The organism is Leptolyngbya sp. FACHB-8, assembly GCF_014695575.1.
Classification (GTDB): Bacteria; Cyanobacteriota; Cyanobacteriia; order Elainellales; family Elainellaceae; genus Vacuolonema.
This window is the reverse complement of sequence record NZ_JACJOO010000014.1, coordinates 1-14,903: the sequence shown is the minus strand read 5'-3', so window position 1 is coordinate 14,903 and position 14,903 is coordinate 1. Positions and strand designations below refer to the sequence as shown.

At 48.1% G+C, this 14,903-nt stretch carries 13 protein-coding genes; 8 read left to right on the top strand and 5 right to left on the bottom strand.

Annotation, left to right across the window (positions count from 1 at the left end; all coding sequences use genetic code 11):
* The first annotated feature begins 155 nt into the window (after window positions 1–155).
* The 7 genes from H6F91_RS02785 to H6F91_RS02755 all read left to right on the top strand — a co-directional run bounded on the left by H6F91_RS02785 (window position 156) and on the right by H6F91_RS02755 (window position 8,657).
* Window positions 156–806, top strand: coding sequence for a ParA family protein (locus H6F91_RS02785; RefSeq protein WP_190775853.1), 651 nt, complete (start codon window positions 156–158; stop codon window positions 804–806).
* Entirely contained in the window at window positions 806–1,477 is a 672-nt protein-coding gene (locus H6F91_RS02780; protein WP_190775854.1) for a hypothetical protein, read from the top strand. Before H6F91_RS02785 ends, H6F91_RS02780 begins: the two co-directional genes overlap by 1 nt.
* Before the next feature lie 105 nt (window positions 1,478–1,582).
* Window positions 1,583–2,464 carry an alpha/beta hydrolase gene (locus H6F91_RS02775; RefSeq protein ID WP_190775855.1) on the top strand — a complete coding sequence of 294 codons (882 nt, stop codon included), beginning with the start codon at window positions 1,583–1,585 and terminating at the stop codon, window positions 2,462–2,464.
* A gap of 290 nt (window positions 2,465–2,754) precedes the next feature.
* The gene (locus H6F91_RS02770) at window positions 2,755–4,773 is read left to right on the top strand and encodes an ABC transporter ATP-binding protein/permease (RefSeq protein WP_190775856.1); all 2,019 of its coding nucleotides are present in this window, start codon (window positions 2,755–2,757) and stop codon (window positions 4,771–4,773) included.
* A gap of 848 nt (window positions 4,774–5,621) precedes the next feature.
* The gene (locus tag H6F91_RS02765) at window positions 5,622–6,593 is read left to right on the top strand and encodes an o-succinylbenzoate synthase (RefSeq protein ID WP_190775857.1); all 972 of its coding nucleotides are present in this window, start codon (window positions 5,622–5,624) and stop codon (window positions 6,591–6,593) included.
* Window positions 6,563–7,906, top strand: a complete 1,344-nt coding sequence (locus H6F91_RS02760) for a 2-succinylbenzoate--CoA ligase (RefSeq protein WP_190775858.1) — start codon at window positions 6,563–6,565, stop codon at window positions 7,904–7,906. Before H6F91_RS02765 ends, H6F91_RS02760 begins: the two co-directional genes overlap by 31 nt.
* A 472-nt stretch (window positions 7,907–8,378) precedes the next feature.
* Window positions 8,379–8,657 (top strand): YggT family protein, encoded by a 279-nt coding sequence (locus tag H6F91_RS02755; protein WP_190775859.1) that lies wholly within the window; start codon window positions 8,379–8,381, stop codon window positions 8,655–8,657.
* Between the two features lie 342 nt (window positions 8,658–8,999).
* Here the strand turns inward: H6F91_RS02755 and H6F91_RS02750 are convergent, their stop codons facing one another.
* From H6F91_RS02750 to H6F91_RS28205, 5 genes are all read right to left on the bottom strand, one after another.
* Entirely contained in the window at window positions 9,000–9,347 is a 348-nt protein-coding gene (locus H6F91_RS02750) for a hypothetical protein (RefSeq protein WP_190775860.1), read from the bottom strand.
* A gap of 348 nt (window positions 9,348–9,695) precedes the next feature.
* Window positions 9,696–10,472, bottom strand: coding sequence for a hypothetical protein (locus H6F91_RS02745; RefSeq protein WP_190775861.1), 777 nt, complete (start codon window positions 10,470–10,472; stop codon window positions 9,696–9,698).
* 479 nt (window positions 10,473–10,951) lie between these two features.
* Window positions 10,952–11,770: an SAM-dependent methyltransferase gene (locus H6F91_RS02740; RefSeq protein WP_190775862.1), complete on the bottom strand. Its 819-nt coding sequence runs from the start codon at window positions 11,768–11,770 to the stop codon at window positions 10,952–10,954.
* 117 nt (window positions 11,771–11,887) lie between these two features.
* A complete protein-coding gene (locus tag H6F91_RS27490) occupies window positions 11,888–12,049 on the bottom strand; it encodes a hypothetical protein (RefSeq protein WP_199307603.1) in 162 nt (53 codons plus the stop codon).
* A 647-nt stretch (window positions 12,050–12,696) separates the two neighbouring features.
* Window positions 12,697–12,828: a hypothetical protein gene (locus H6F91_RS28205; protein ID WP_277874355.1), complete on the bottom strand. Its 132-nt coding sequence runs from the start codon at window positions 12,826–12,828 to the stop codon at window positions 12,697–12,699.
* 845 nt (window positions 12,829–13,673) lie between these two features.
* Between H6F91_RS28205 and H6F91_RS02730 the strand changes: the two genes are divergently transcribed.
* Window positions 13,674–14,708 (top strand): diguanylate cyclase, encoded by a 1,035-nt coding sequence (locus H6F91_RS02730; protein WP_190775863.1) that lies wholly within the window; start codon window positions 13,674–13,676, stop codon window positions 14,706–14,708.
* Window positions 14,709–14,903 lie beyond the last annotated feature (195 nt).

Sequence of the window (14,903 nt, the reverse complement as noted above, 5' to 3'; positions counted from 1 at the left end):
CTGTTGATGGGGAATCGATTCCCCTATCAAGAGTATGGAATTCTCAAGTTAAATGATGAAGGCGATCGCATCCCCCACAACTAGCGCTATCATTCGCCCATAGCAAGCGATAGGGTAGGACGCACTTGGCGCAGCGACAGAAGACGAAAACACCAATGGCAGCCACAAGGCGCTCTCCTCGGGTGCTGGTCGTACTCAATGGCAAAGGCGGGGTGGGCAAAACCACCACATCGGTCAACCTGGCTGCTAGTTTGGCTGAGAATCACCGGGTTTTGCTGGTTGATTCTGACCCGCAAAAATCGGCAACCTGGTGGTTTGAGCGCCGCTCTAAAGACCTGGGGTTTGACCTGGCCCAGGAAACAGATCCAGTTTTGCTTCAGGAATTGCGGCAACTGTCAGATTATTCTGTTGTGGTAGTAGATACTCCGCCGGCCTTAGCATCGGATGCGATAAGGACGGTGGTTCCTGCCGCCGACTATCTGGTATTGCCCACTCCCCCGGCCCCGATGGATTTGACGGCATTGATCGAAACCGTGCGAGAAGCCGTCATTCCCACCGGAGTTAGTTATCGGGTCTTGCTAACACGGGTCGATCCCCGTAGCCTGGGAGAAGCCCTGGAGGCACAAAAGACTCTAATGGAGTTAGGTATCCCGGCCTGCCATGCCTTTGTACGTGCCTATAAAGCCCATGAACGGGCTGCCCTGGATGGGATGTCAGTGTTGCAATGGCGTGGTAAAAATGCACGGGAAGCCGAAGCCGACTACCGGCGGGTAGCAGAAGAAATTCAGCGAGATTGGAGGGACTAATGGCAACGCGAAAACGACTGTCGGATCTTCTGCGGGAGGAAGCGCAGCGACCCGGCAATGAGGAGGATACAACGGAAAAACCCCCGGCTAAGCCTGCAGCTAGCCGGTCTAAGGCCAAGGGAATGGCCCGACCCGCTGCATCCAAGTCTGCCGCCAAGCCAGAGGCGACCCCTGAAGCTCCTCCGGCAGAGCAAGATGGTCACGGCGAGGTTGCTGCGCTGCAGGAAACCCTCGCGGATCTTCAGTCGAAACTGGAGGAAGCCCAGACCCAGGAAGGTATTCTGCAACGCCAGATTGAAACGCTGCAAAAGGATTTATCGGAACGGGACGCCACTGTCCAGAAGCTCCAGGCAGATCTGCGGAGTTCCGACCAGCTGCGCAAAGAGCTGGAGGATGCCAAACAAATGATTCGGGGATTGACGGAGCAACGACAGGCCGAAGAAACCGCCCGTAAAGCCGCTCCCCCTGCCCCCCCGGCTGCGCCGCCCGCGCCCTTAGCACAGCAGCCACCGGCTGCTCCCCCAGCACCAGCCGAGCCGCCTCCAGGGACGCTGCGACGGCAAGTTCAGGTCAGTGCTTCAACCGAGTTATGGCGTGTCTTGCAGCACCCGGTTGCAATTGAAATTCCCTCCACTCAGCTCAGCAATGATGACATTGGCTGGGTCGATTAGCAGTCTGTTAAGGATTTTTTGAGGGTCATTGAGCCCTCAAAAAATCTTTGATTTTAACGTTTGAGTGTCGAGTTTTTGGCACTTAAAATTTGGCAAGGTAACCCTATGCTGCAATTTCAACCGCCCGGGTTTGAGCAGGGGGCGATCGCCACTACCCTCGGCGTCATGGCCTGCTATCGCAATACGGGGGCACTCTGGCATCCACCCCAGAGTGCCCCAACACTTGTGTTTCTCCATAGCCTGGGAGGCGGATCTTCGGCCTACGAGTGGTCGAAATTTTATCCGGCGCTGGCAAATCGCTTTCCCATCTGCGCACCAGATTTGGTTGGTTGGGGTCAATCAACCCATTTGCAGCGCGACTACCAACCTGAAGACTATTTCCTGCAACTAACGGAATTGCTGGAGTCCGTTGCCTCAGAGCCACCCATTGTTTTTGCCACGTCCCTAACTGGGGGGTTGGCGATACGACTTGCCATCCGGCGACCCGAGTTATTTCGGCAGCTCATTCTGGTATGCCCGTCAGGCTTCAGCGACTTTGGTGAAAGCTATGCTCAAAACATGGCGGCTCAGTTGGCGCGTACCCCTGGACTCAACCAGGCCATTTACTCCCTGGGAGCCGCGAACGAACTGGCAATCCGCAACTTTATGGAGCGGTTTCTCTTTGCCCGCACCGATCGCATTACCCCTGAAATGGTCGCAGCTTATCTGGCCTCTGCACAGCAACTCAATGCCGAATACAGTGCCCTGGCTTCTCTACGGGGAGACCTGTGCTTTGATCTGGCCCGCTATATGCCCGATCTAACGGTACCAACAGTTCTGGTATGGGGTGAACGGGCCTGGTTCTCAACCCTACCCCAGGGGCAACGGCTGGCGGCGTTGAATCCGAAGACGATTCAAGGTTTCTGTACGATCGCCCAATCCGGTGTTCTCCCCCATTTAGAGACCCCTGAGTTAGTCCTCTCAGCTGTCCAGCCCTATTTGCCTTAAAACCTGCTGTAACCGCTACAGTTTCGTGTCCTTCAGACAAACACATCAACAGTTTACAGCGGAGGGAACTGAGCATCTCCCATCTGCTTCTGCCCTGACAAAAATAGCGATCGCTATACAATGGCAGTTACAAATGGCTCATCCACCCGTATTATTCCTATGCTCGTAGTTTGTACTAAAACTTAAAACCTGGTGCTGTCATCATTTTGTGCTGGCAAGACTGGGTTTTAGGGTTCTTGTGCAAATCATGAGTGTGGCTTGACTGCTTGTGCTCTCCTCTGGTTGCTCCTATGACCAACGGTAACGGTAACGGTAACACTCCCACCTCCCCAGAAAATCGCTTAAACCGCTTTGACACGCAATTGTGGCACCGCTTTGTGGCGATCGCCCAACCCTATTGGTATCCCACCGAGCGCAATGGCGGAAAGGTGTTCTTTGTCCTCATTGCACTTTTGATTCTGTTCCTATTCGCGACTCTAGCCATTGTTGTGGCCGCGATTACCTTGTTGTTGCAGCTGCTCTTCCCAGAGTTTATGGGACAAACGGCCGGGGGGATGGTTAGCATTAGTCGCGGGATCTTTAGCCCACCATTTATCTTTGTGGTGTTGGCCGGGCTTCTAATTCCAGCACTCGGATTTTTTGCCGCTCGGGGAAACGTGTTACCCCGCTGGAAGCAGTGGGCCTTTCTCGTGTTGCTGTTGGCATTGTCCCTCTCCGTTAGTGGCATGAACGTGATGATCAGCTATGTGGGGAACTACTTCACCACAGCGCTGTCAGAACGAGATGCCCCTACCTTCTGGCGATTTTTTATTGTCTATGCCGGGGTTTTTGCGATTGCCACTCCCTTTGTTGTCTACTACCAGTACACAGAGGGCTTGCTTGGGCTACGCTGGCGGGATTGGATGACGGGTAAGTTTTTGGGGCGTTACTTCGCCGATCGCGCCTACTATGACATCAACAGCAACAGTGAAATCGATAACCCAGACCAGCGGATTTCTCAGGATATTCGCGCCTTTACAGAAAACAGTCTGTCGTTTTTCCTGATCTTCCTGGGGGCGTTCATCGACGTCTTGTCGTTTACCGGAATCCTGCTATCAAAATCTGGTTTTCTGGCGATTTTCCTGGTAGGCTACGCCATTTTTGGTACAGGCGTCATTGCCGTTTTAGGACGTCGGCTAATTGCCCTGAACTTCAATCAGCTCAGGAAAGAGGCCGACTTCCGTTATGGACTGGTGCATGTTCGGGATAATGCTGAATCCATCGCCTTTTACCAGGGTGAGGATCAAGAAGTTGGACAACTACGACGGCGCTTTGTTGAAGTTCTACGGAACTACAATTTCCTGATCGGTTGGCAGCGAAATTTGGCCTTCTTCCGTACTCCCTATCGTTACGCCACTTACATTCTGCCGTCTATTATTCTGGCTCCCAAATACTTTGCAGGCGAGATTCAGTTCGGGGATATTAGTCAGGCGAACTTTGCTTTTGCCCAAATTTTTGAAGCCTTTGCCCTAGTGGTGACACAAATCAACCGGCTCAGCGAATTTGCGGCTGGGGTTAACCGTCTAGAAACCTTTGCTGTAGTACTCAACGAGCAAGAAGAGGAGCGCGCAGATACCACAGCGGAAATTCAAACCGTAGAGGACGATCGAATTGCATTGGAAGGGGTTACTCTACTAACCCCCCGTAGCCAGCGAATGCTAGTGCAGAACTTAAGCGCCACGCTACAGGCGGGCCAGGGTCTTGTGATCGTTGGCCCCAGCGGAGCGGGGAAGAGTTCCCTGTTGCGGGCGATCGCTGGGCTTTGGAACAGTGGAGATGGACGCATTGTACGGCCTGGTCTCACGGAGATGATGTTCCTACCCCAACGGCCCTACATGCTACTGGGAACTCTACGTGATCAGTTGCTGTATCCGAATCTGGTGGATGCCACCGTGAATAACGATGACTTCCATGCAGCACTGCAACAGGTTAACTTAAAGGATTTACCCGACCGAGTCGGGGGTTTTGATGTGGAACTGGACTGGGCAACCGTCCTTTCTCTAGGAGAACAACAACGGCTTGCGTTTGCCCGTTTACTCTTAACTAATCCTCGTTATGCGGTACTGGATGAAGCGACCAGCGCTCTAGATCTAGGTAATGAACAACGGCTCTATGATCAGTTGAAGAGTAAGGATACAACCTTTATCAGTGTCGGCCATCGGCCAAGCTTACTCAAATATCACAATTATGTGTTGGAGCTACACGGCGATGGTACCTGGAAGATGTCACCTTTAGAGAACTATCAAGTGGATGCCAATGTATTTTCCTGAACGGCGTTGATGCAGCGATTGGATGCCAGAAAATACCTGGAAGCGTGATTAGCAGAGGAAGTTTACTTTTCTTCTGCGGGAGCAGCAACCTGGTTAATGAAAATGGCACAAGCAGCACCATAACCGGCAAACAGGAGAAGTGCGACGAACATACGAGACTCCTTAGTCAAATGTGTTAGAAGGGAACGTTTTCGATAAGAGCTAAACACTGCTCTTACCTTCACCTTAGGAGCTTACCCAAAGATCGACATCACCCGATTAGGGGTACCTACGGAGCGGTGGATCGACCTCAAGAAGTATTAAGCTTGTCAGGCAATGATCCCCGGCTCCTGTCATCTGCCTTTTGATAGATGGAGATTTAACAAAACTTAACTTTAGACGGAGTTCCTATCAGCATTTATGCTCCAAAACGTCGCAAAATCAGGCTTCTTGGTGGGTATAAAGACCTATTAAGTCTGGTTAAAATTTTCTGGCAAGCTCATCGTTAACGGTTACTCTTTCGAGAGATAGACTAATGCCTTCATCACAAAGTATTAGTCTGTTGCATAAATTTATGGTTGAGCTTGTTGGTTATATCTAAAGCCTGTGGATGGGGTGTGATAGGAAGGGGCACTTCTGCCCCTTCCATCACACCCCATCCACAGGTCTGAACCCCAGGAAATTGAATTTGGTTGCAGCAAAAGGAGAGTGTGGAGGATAATTCTAAACTCTCCTGTTGCTACAACCGCTGGGTATTGCAATCATGAGTAGGACTGACGCAAGTTCACCATACGTAGAGCATTTTTGTTGTGTGGGGTGGGCGACGCCCACCCCACACAACAAAAATGCGTAAGCTTTGATGAGGTGAAATGGTTCATTTCGCATGGTGCATTTACCGACGCACCTTTCGTCAGCCATTGCAGACCCATCATGGGGTATGGCGGGAACGGCAGGGCATTGTGATACGGCTAGAAGATGAAAACGGTCGAGTTGGTTTTGGTGAAATTGCTCCGTTGCCCTGGTTTGGCAGCGAAACATTAGAGGACGCAGAAACGCTTTGTCGCGGTCTGGGCGATCGCCTCTCCCCTCCCACGCTTGCGGCTATTCCCAGTACCCATCCTGCCTGTCAGTTTGGCCTGGCGATCGCCTGGGAAACGCTGTGTCATCCCCTTGAGCTGGTTCCATCGTCACTTCCCTGTGCATTGTTACCTACTGGACTAGCAGCCTTCACGGCCTGGCAACCCTATTGGGAAAGCGATTACCGCACCTTTAAGTGGAAGATTGGTGTGGCTCCTGTAGTGGAGGAAATTGCAACCTTGAGAAACTTGCTGGCTGAGCTGCCCCAAGAGGCTAGCCTCCGTTTGGATGCGAATGGAGGCTTGTCTCTGGAAGAGGCTGAGCAGTGGCTTGATGCTTGTGCTGACTACCCCCAAATTGAATTTTTAGAGCAGCCGCTCTCGGCCCATCAGGTAGAGGCGATGCAGAAATTGGGCGATCGCTTTCCCACCCCCATTGCCTTGGATGAGTCTGTGGCGACCCTGGCTGACCTGAAGCGTTATTATCACCAGGGCTGGCGTGGGGTATTTGTGGTGAAGGCAGCGATCGCTGGCTTCCCGCAGGATTTACAAACTTTTTGCCAGAAGCACCGTCCTGCTGTGGTACTATCCTCCGTGTTCGAAACGGCGATCGCTCACCAATATCTCACCCATCGCCTTTTGCCGAACCTCCCTTACCCCCAGCGCGTTCCCGGCCTGGGTACCCAGCGCTGGTTCCCCAACGACGGGTTCCACAGCTCCGACCCCGCAACCCTATGGCATCGCCTCTCCTCCAACACGCCCTAGACCGCGATTGGCTCATCGGCCTCGACCCAAATCACTTTAGAACGCAGTTTCACAAACGACTGGTGGAACTGACCGCGCTCCCTACTTCCAGCTCCATCCTCCTGGCCGAAGCGGATTCTGCTGCTTTCCTCGCCAGCTTTCTTGCCACCGTTGCGGCCCACCATACCGCTATCCTGGGTAACCCTCACTGGTCCCCTCGGGAATGGGAGCAGGCGCTTGACCTCACCCGCCCCACCCATACGCTGACTGACACCTCTGTTCCTGCACTGCCGCACCCCCTTGCCCCCTTACTACTTCCGACTCCCCACATCCTGATTCCTACGGGCGGCACTTCTGGACAAATCCGCTTTGCCACGCACACCTGGAGCACCCTTGGCGCTTCTGTTTGGGGCTTTCAACAATTCTTCGAATGCTCGCCTATTCACTCCTGCTGCGTGTTGCCCCTTTACCATGTCAGCGGGTTGATGCAGGTACTGCGATCGCTCCTTACCCAGGGCACCCTCGCTATTCATCCCTTCAAATCTTTGGAAGCTGGTGTGCTGCCAACCTTTGACCCAGCAGGTTTTTTCCTATCTCTGGTGCCGACCCAATTACAACGGTTGATTCAGCGACCTGAAACGATTTCCTGGCTCCAGCAGTTTGGCACGATTCTCCTGGGTGGTGCCCCGCCCTGGCCGGCACTCCTAGAACAGGCTCACCATCATGGGCTTCGCCTTGCTCCTACCTATGGCATGACGGAAACGGCCTCCCAGGTTGCTACTCAAAAGCCCGACGATTTCTTGTTGCATAAAAGTGGGTATCAAATTCTTCCTCACGCTCAGATAACGCTTGAGTCGGGGATTGTTCACATCCAAGCGAAGTCCCTCGCTCTTGGATATTTCCCCAAATCTTTCAAAAACGGTGAGGCTTTCAAAACGGATGATGTTGGTTGTATAGATGAGGTTGGGCGCTTACACTTGAGGGGACGCGCCAGCGACAAAATTATTACGGGTGGCGAGAATGTATTTCCAGCTGAAGTGGAAGCGGCTATTCGTGCAACGGGATTAGTCGAGGATGTAGCAGTGATAGGGGTCGGCGATCGCCATTGGGGTGAAGCAATTACAGCCATCTATGTTCCCGCCCCTTCCACGGTCACCCCAACCCAAATCCTTGCCTCTCTTGCCCCTCACCTCAGCCGCTTCAAACACCCAAAACATTGGATTCCTGTACTAACCCTGCCCCGCACCCCTCAGGGGAAACTCAATCGCGCTGCTCTTGAGGCGATCGCCCAACGACACATAGAAGGGAAGCAAGAATCCCAGTTAAGCAAATAGGCTGGTCACTCCAAACTGATATGAAGCTGCCATTCTGAGCAGTTTTCACATAAAAAACCTCAGTTCGGGATAAGCTGCAGTGCTCATTTTGGCGTGCGCAAAGCGCACGCCAAAATGAGCATTTTCGAGTGCCGCGAAACGCGCGGCACTCGAAAACGCCCTTAACCCGAACTCAGGTTAAAAACGGTGTCACTTCAATTTGAGATAACCAAAGTACCCCTTTTTACATGCTCTTCACACCCTATCTCTAGATTTACAGCAATTCTCATTTTGAAATCCAAACCGAAAATAGCCCGCCTTCGGCGGGCTATTTTCGAGCTTCAAAGCTGAGAGTTCGTGCCCTTCGGGCACGAACTCTCAGCTTTGAAGCTCATACTGAGAATTGCTGCTAGATTTAGGACACTACCCATTTCCCCTATATGACGCTAATCTATTCGTTAGACTGGAAAAGAACGTTTAAGCACAACCGATTATGGCTCTGATTGCGAATTCCCTGGCGTATTTTCTTCAGATTTACTTTGTTCTGATTATCATTCGGGTTCTGCTGAGCTGGTTCCCGAATATTAACTGGTACAGCCAACCCTTCACCACTCTGAGCCAGTTGGTTGACCCCTACCTTAATCTATTCCGTCGTGTCATCCCCCCAATTGGGGGTATTGACTTGTCTCCCATCCTGGCAATTTTTGTTCTGCAGTTCCTAACTCAGGCTGTTGCTTCCGCAGCGGCTATGACTGCCTACACGTCCTATTGATAGATGTCTGAAGACAGGAGCGGATGGTGAGCCAAAGCTGGCTAGAATCGCTGCTATTGTCTTTGCCAGGTTTCGCTATTACCGTATAGATAAGCAGATAAGTTAGGGTATTCCATACCTGATTTATCTGCTTATTTGCTGTTTGGTTGCCACTATACTTACGTTCAACTTTGTTGCACTATAGCGGTATTCAAGTTGATTAAGTACAGAAGGGAATGTGTGGCACCACACACTCCCTTCTGTACTTAATCAACTCACACAGTGCTGTATAGCCTTCTCTATTTTGGTGTTGCTGAATGAGGGCTATGAGTGGAATGGAAAACTACGGTTTCTCATTCTATTTTATCCCTCCCTCATGTCTCCTCTCAGCAACAAGCTATCTTTGAATTTTCGGGTTGCTTGGGTGGATGATATGAGTACGTTTTTCAGAAGTTTTAGCTGCTGCCATAAGCCAATAGTGAATTTTGGCTGGGCAGAAGCTGATCCTGTTACTGCAATCAGCCCTCGACGAATGGCTTCCTGCCAACAATCTTCCATGGAGTAACTATGGTTACTGCCCAAGAGTGCTGCATCGTACTCTTCCATCAGAATGTCGTCAGGCAGGTAAAACAGGTCAGACATGGGGCCAAAGCGGCCTTCTGCAGCATATTGCGCTTTCAAGCTATCGATGGTAGACCTGGAGATCATCATAAGTAGGATCAGGGAGTTGCTGATCTAAGATTAGATTCTCGTGATGAAATAGCTGTGAAATGGCTTTTATTTGCATTCTTCAGCTGAGCGACTCTTTCGTAAATACCCTCAGTTCAGAATAGGCTGAAGCGTGCATTTTTATATGCGAAGTCCACTCGAAAACGCCCTTCATGTGAACTCAGGTCAACTAAAATTCGTGCTTGTGTTGAAAGGCCATCGTGCAGCTAGCCTTCAACAGATTTGATATTAGAACCTATACCCCTTTCCCATCTAACCGGGCACAAGAAGGGGTGTGGAACTTTGTCCCATACCCCTCCCTCAGGCCTTATTAGATTGGAAAATGCTGTATTACTGAATTGTAAATTTAATGTCGTCGGCACTTTCTGCTAGTTTTTGATCATTGCTGTTGTAAGCTTCAACGACCCAACGATAAGTACCTTTTGGTAAAAGCTGATCAAGCGCAAAGCTTGTACCCTCAACACGCTCATTGATGTAATTGGCAGTGACACTAACATCTTCGGGATAGATGCTAAATCGGTAATAGGCGGCATCAGGGTATGCATCCCAGCGTAGTTCTAAATTCTGAGCGCTAACCTTTGCAGCAGCAGCAGGATTCACCAGCTTCAAATCAACCTTGAAAAGGTTTGTGGGATCAATAAAGAGGGTTTTATCAGCGGTAACATTGTACTCAGTTGCACTAATGCCTGCTACTCCCGTTGTTGCAAAGATATAGGAATCTGTATTGAAAACACGTGTTAATAGAGCTTGGTACGTCCTTGGCTCTACGTTTTTAACGACATAGTAGCCATCTTTGCCAGTTTTAGCTGTATAGCTTTTCCCATCACAGCCGCCAACGAATTGATTGAAGGTTTCACATAGTTTGACCTCGATATTCTCAACAAGTTTTTCATTGTAGAAGACTTGCCCCTGTACATTTCCTGTCCCGATTGCAGGCTTCACTTTTTCAACCTGTTCGTTAGCAGCGGCACTTACACTGGGGGATGAATCGCCGGCATCTGCTTGAGAGCCCGTACTATTATTGCAACTTACCAACGTCATAGTTGCTGCGATACAAACACAGGCAGCTAAATACTTTACGACCATCAAATTGCTAATCTTTTTCATAGCTGAACTAACAAACAATCACAACAGATTCTTGAGCGGGTACATCCCACTTTTGCAGATTGAAAACCCAGTTTTGTTAATGTGGCGGGCGAAGCCCGCCACATTAACAAAACTGGGATGCACCCTTCTTGAGCGGACACTAAAGTAGACAGAATAGATCCGCAAGGTCTCCGATTTTATCTGCTATATCTTAATAATTTTCTTCTGCTTAATTACATTTAACGCTGTCGTTATAGGTGAGGTGCCACGTTTGAATATGAGCGCCTACTTGTAGCATTTCTAACTAATTTATGAAATTGATTTTGAAAGATGAAGTGGGCGCAAGAAAATACTGGTAATTATAAGTAGCTCAGCCTATTTAAATATAAAACCCAAAAAAATATGCCGTTTGTGAAGCAGAGAGCATAGCCTTTGGGTCTTATATTTAATTACAATCACCTACTTCTTAAGAACTGGCTTGAAAAGCGCCGGAAATAGTTTTAGATAAGAACACTAGGCAGATTAAATATATAAATTGCATAGCCGCTCGCTAGAGTACGTAATACTGTCTTTAAAGCAATTTTGGGTACTCTGACTGCCTTAAGCTCTACTGCTGTTTCGATAATGGAAATCTTTTTTATTTGGCTATAGCCATTTTGTAGAAAGACTGCTTCAGGATGGTCGGCAGTAAACTTAAAAGTTGTTCCCACATCTGCAATCTTTTTATGAAATGATTTACTGAATTTTTCGAAAAAGTTCCTACTCATAAGATCACAAATAAGCTTATGTGTTGGAAAGAGGCGGCGTAATATTTGAAGCGATTGATCGATTGCTTCCTCCTCTAAGTACATTAAAACGCCTTCTATGACGACCACCACTGAATTATTATTTAAGAATGGGGAAAGTTTCTCTTCGAGCGATTCGCTTGAAAAGTCTATGGAGATGCGGTGAAGCTCATTCTCGCAATTTGAAGCAGGTAGGCGCTCATTCTTGTACGCAATTACTTGCGGTTCATCGAGTTCTATCCAGGTGCCCCCTTGAATTCGGTAAGCACGGCTATCAAATCCTGCGCCAATAATCACAATGTGTAGATTAGGATTTGCGAGAAGTTCTTGACGTAAGAAATCATCAATAATGCGGTGTCGAGTGGCGTTGGAGGCATTGGGAGCTGTTTCGTCTTTAAAGGCTTCGAAAATTTTTAATCCATCTTCATTCATAAAGGCTTCAGCATAGATGTCACCGCATATAGGATTATTATGTTTAGCATCTTGCATTCGTACGCCACAACAATAAAAGGCTGTCTTTGAAATTGGTTTCATAGCTTCTCGGTTCTGTTTTCACTAGTAGTACTCGATGACTTAACTTTGCCTATATTTGAAGATGGGATGCGGAGTACTCTCCATCTTCAAATATGAGTTAATTGCCATTACGTAGTATTAGCGCCAATCGTCTAATACAAAAACGTCCGGGCGGTTGTAACCAGGGTCATTGGGCTTGTGCATAACTAAACCTACAATTTCCGTACGAAAACGTCGAGCGACCATTTTGGAATAGGCTACATCACGATTGGTATTTACTCCAGCAACAAGACGCGGCATGGATCGAGTAGCTTCATAAACTTCACATGAATTGAGTAACTGTTCAAATTGTTCGCCAGCCTGTTTTCCTGGGTGTACTGCTCCAAACTTGATGTAACACGCATCGCTACCTGCTTCGCTGGATGCTCCACACTGACAAATAGCAAAACCTACTAGGCTTGTTCCATCCCCCGAAGAACAGTGTCGCCTAAATTTTGAGTGTGAACGGCTTGAATTTCTCGGGACAAATCTAGCCCAGAATAAATAGCATCGGTGAGCTGAAAACACTCCCTGAGACAGTGAGATTGTTGTTGTGGATCGAGATCTGAATATTTTGTTACGGGGAAGCTCTGCTGGCTTAACGCAATTGGTTTTGCCATAACAAAGGTTAGAAAGCGTGGGTAGAAGCCAAACTTCTGATAAAGCGCGTGATGCTTTGAACTATTGGGAAAAGTAAATAATCCTGCCTGTCGCGTTTCCCATTGGGAAAATTGAGCGATCGCCGCCTCAATTAAACGTTGAGCAACACCTTACCCCCAGAAGTAAGGGTGGACGGTCAACGGCCCAAAGGTGCTAACACTACCCCAAGAAGCGGCTATATTAGAACCAACCAGTTGCCCATCAACCTCAGCATCAAATGCCGCTGTTGGATCAATCTGCCACCGAGGTTAAATATAGCTGGCATTACCGCCAAACTCAGTAGGCTTTGGCAATCCAATAAAAGTGCCGAAGGCAAGCCGAAAGATATGGTCAGCCTCTGCTAACTCATTCTCTTGAAGGAGCCGAATTGAGATATTCACAACGGCATTCCTTGCTGAAAGTACTCAAAGTTTACCAATTCATCTTTGTAAGCTTGAAACAATAAATTTAATCTTTACTAAGACGGGCAACTCAATTAAACGTAAAATTACAGCGCTTTGCGCTTGAATAAAATGCAGTTATTTTTGTGAGAGCCTCGCGGAGCGAGGCTCTCACAAAAATAACTTGTGCCTCATAGACTTGAAAAGTGCTGTATAAAAAGCTATGCTGTCTGCGAAACCAGCAACATGATTTTTTAGGCTTGATAACTTATCTTTGATTGCCAACAGTATGGAAGTGAATAAACGCTGCAGTTAGGCCCAAGAAGCTCCTCTGAAATCTCTGAGACAGAATCAATGTTTTCAGAAGGGAATTATTACTTTATTGCTGACACTAAATCGTGCTTTAAAACTTTTTCAAAGGTTGATTTTTGTGGATTTCGCATATAGAAAACAAGTATGAGATTCAAGACGCTACACTGCTCTTAGCGTAGATGATGTAGCGCTTTGGATTTTGTGTTTGATTTAGTTGATCTACTTAGAAAGTCAGTAAGTATCAACAGCAATTACGCAGAATATATTCTCAGGAAATTTACTGTTTTTTTCACAATGGGGGAAGTGCGAGCGATCGCCCTCACTTCCCTTAAGAGCCACTAAAAAGCACCCTTCTGTTTTTTAGTCTTAGAAAGAAGATGTGAGTATAGCAATAGGATCAGTATTTTTGCTATGCCTCCACCAGCCTTATGAAGTTGTTTCTCTGAAGCGCCAGTATCGATTTGAGCGGTATGATAGAAGATTCTCAGGTAATTGCTGCTTGAGCATCTACGGCGTGTCAACGAGCTGTACAAATGGATGTTGATTACATCTATCAGTTGGAGCAACGGGTCAGTCAGCTTGCTCTGGAACTCCATCAAACTAAGACCCAACTTCAACTGGAGAAGCAAGACCGCCTTCAGGCTGAATCTGCTTTACGTGAAAGTAAAGAACTGCGGCAACAGATTCTCGACTCTATTGATGCGGGTATTGCCTTTGTTAATGCCGAATTACGCTACCAATTTGTGAATCGATTTTACGAAGTTCGTTTCAACCGGCCTCGGGAAAGCATTCTCAATAAATATGTTTGGGATGTCATTGGTTCTAAAGCTTATGCTTCTATAAAGAGCCATATTGATCGTGTCTTAATAGGGGAACCTCAAAGTTTTGAATTTGAAATGACCTATCTTGATGGTCAGTGCGTCTATCTCAGTAGTTGTTTGACTCCAGCCTTTGATACCAGTAACCAAATTATTGGCTACTACTTGTTTGTCTTTGACATTACTGAACGCCGTCGCTTAGAGCAATCTCTTCAGGCAGCCAATGCTGAATTAGAACAACTAGTAACCTTGGATGGTTTAACTCACGTAGCAAATCGACGGAAGTTTGATGATTATCTGGCACAAGTGTGGCGAAACTCTGTAACAAGCCAGGAACCACTCTCGCTGATTATGTTTGATATTGACTCTTTCAAACGCTACAACGATTACTACGGTCATCAAACGGGGGATCTTTGCTTAATTAAGATTGCCCAGGTGGTTCAAGCAACTGTTAAACGGGCAACGGATCTAGTTGCACGCTATGGGGGTGAGGAGTTTGCGGTCATTCTACCGGATACCCACTTGTCTGGTGCAGTTGCGATCGCTGAGCAGATCCAGCAAGCTATAAAAGCATTGGCAATACCCCATGCGTGCTCAGACGTTAGCACAGTCGTCTCCATTAGTTTGGGGATTGCGAGTATTGCCTCTACAAAAACTGGGTCACCCCAAAAACTTATTGCTGCCGCAGATCGGGCCTTATATGCTGCTAAACTGCAGGGACGAAATTGCTACACCACTGGCACTGAGTAATTCAGCTACAGCCATTCAGGTTACAGTGGTTCGCTAGAATTAGTTTTTCTTGCTCCTTATATTTTTCATCTGCTAAAACAACGGCGTTGCACAGTAGAGAATGATTTAAGTAAATACTGGAATCCGATGATGCTTGAGATAGTAAATGAGTAACTGGACTGAGAGGGTTAACATCTCGACCGACTTGGAGTAACA

Bases quoted from the DNA above. Each gene is read 5' to 3' on its own strand.
- H6F91_RS02785 (WP_190775853.1), top strand. From the start codon at position 156: ATGGCAGCCACAAGGCGCTCTCCTCGGGTGCTGGTCGTACTCAATGGC.
- H6F91_RS02780 (WP_190775854.1), top strand. From the start codon at position 806: ATGGCAACGCGAAAACGACTGTCGGATCTTCTGCGGGAGGAAGCGCAG.
- H6F91_RS02775 (WP_190775855.1), top strand. From the start codon at position 1,583: ATGCTGCAATTTCAACCGCCCGGGTTTGAGCAGGGGGCGATCGCCACT.
- H6F91_RS02770 (WP_190775856.1), top strand. From the start codon at position 2,755: ATGACCAACGGTAACGGTAACGGTAACACTCCCACCTCCCCAGAAAAT.
- H6F91_RS02765 (WP_190775857.1), top strand. From the start codon at position 5,622: ATGGTTCATTTCGCATGGTGCATTTACCGACGCACCTTTCGTCAGCCA.
- H6F91_RS02760 (WP_190775858.1), top strand. From the start codon at position 6,563: ATGGCATCGCCTCTCCTCCAACACGCCCTAGACCGCGATTGGCTCATC.
- H6F91_RS02755 (WP_190775859.1), top strand. From the start codon at position 8,379: ATGGCTCTGATTGCGAATTCCCTGGCGTATTTTCTTCAGATTTACTTT.
- H6F91_RS02750 (WP_190775860.1), bottom strand. From the start codon at position 9,347: ATGATGATCTCCAGGTCTACCATCGATAGCTTGAAAGCGCAATATGCT.
- H6F91_RS02745 (WP_190775861.1), bottom strand. From the start codon at position 10,472: ATGAAAAAGATTAGCAATTTGATGGTCGTAAAGTATTTAGCTGCCTGT.
- H6F91_RS02740 (WP_190775862.1), bottom strand. From the start codon at position 11,770: ATGAAACCAATTTCAAAGACAGCCTTTTATTGTTGTGGCGTACGAATG.
- H6F91_RS27490 (WP_199307603.1), bottom strand. From the start codon at position 12,049: ATGCCGCGTCTTGTTGCTGGAGTAAATACCAATCGTGATGTAGCCTAT.
- H6F91_RS02730 (WP_190775863.1), top strand. From the start codon at position 13,674: ATGGATGTTGATTACATCTATCAGTTGGAGCAACGGGTCAGTCAGCTT.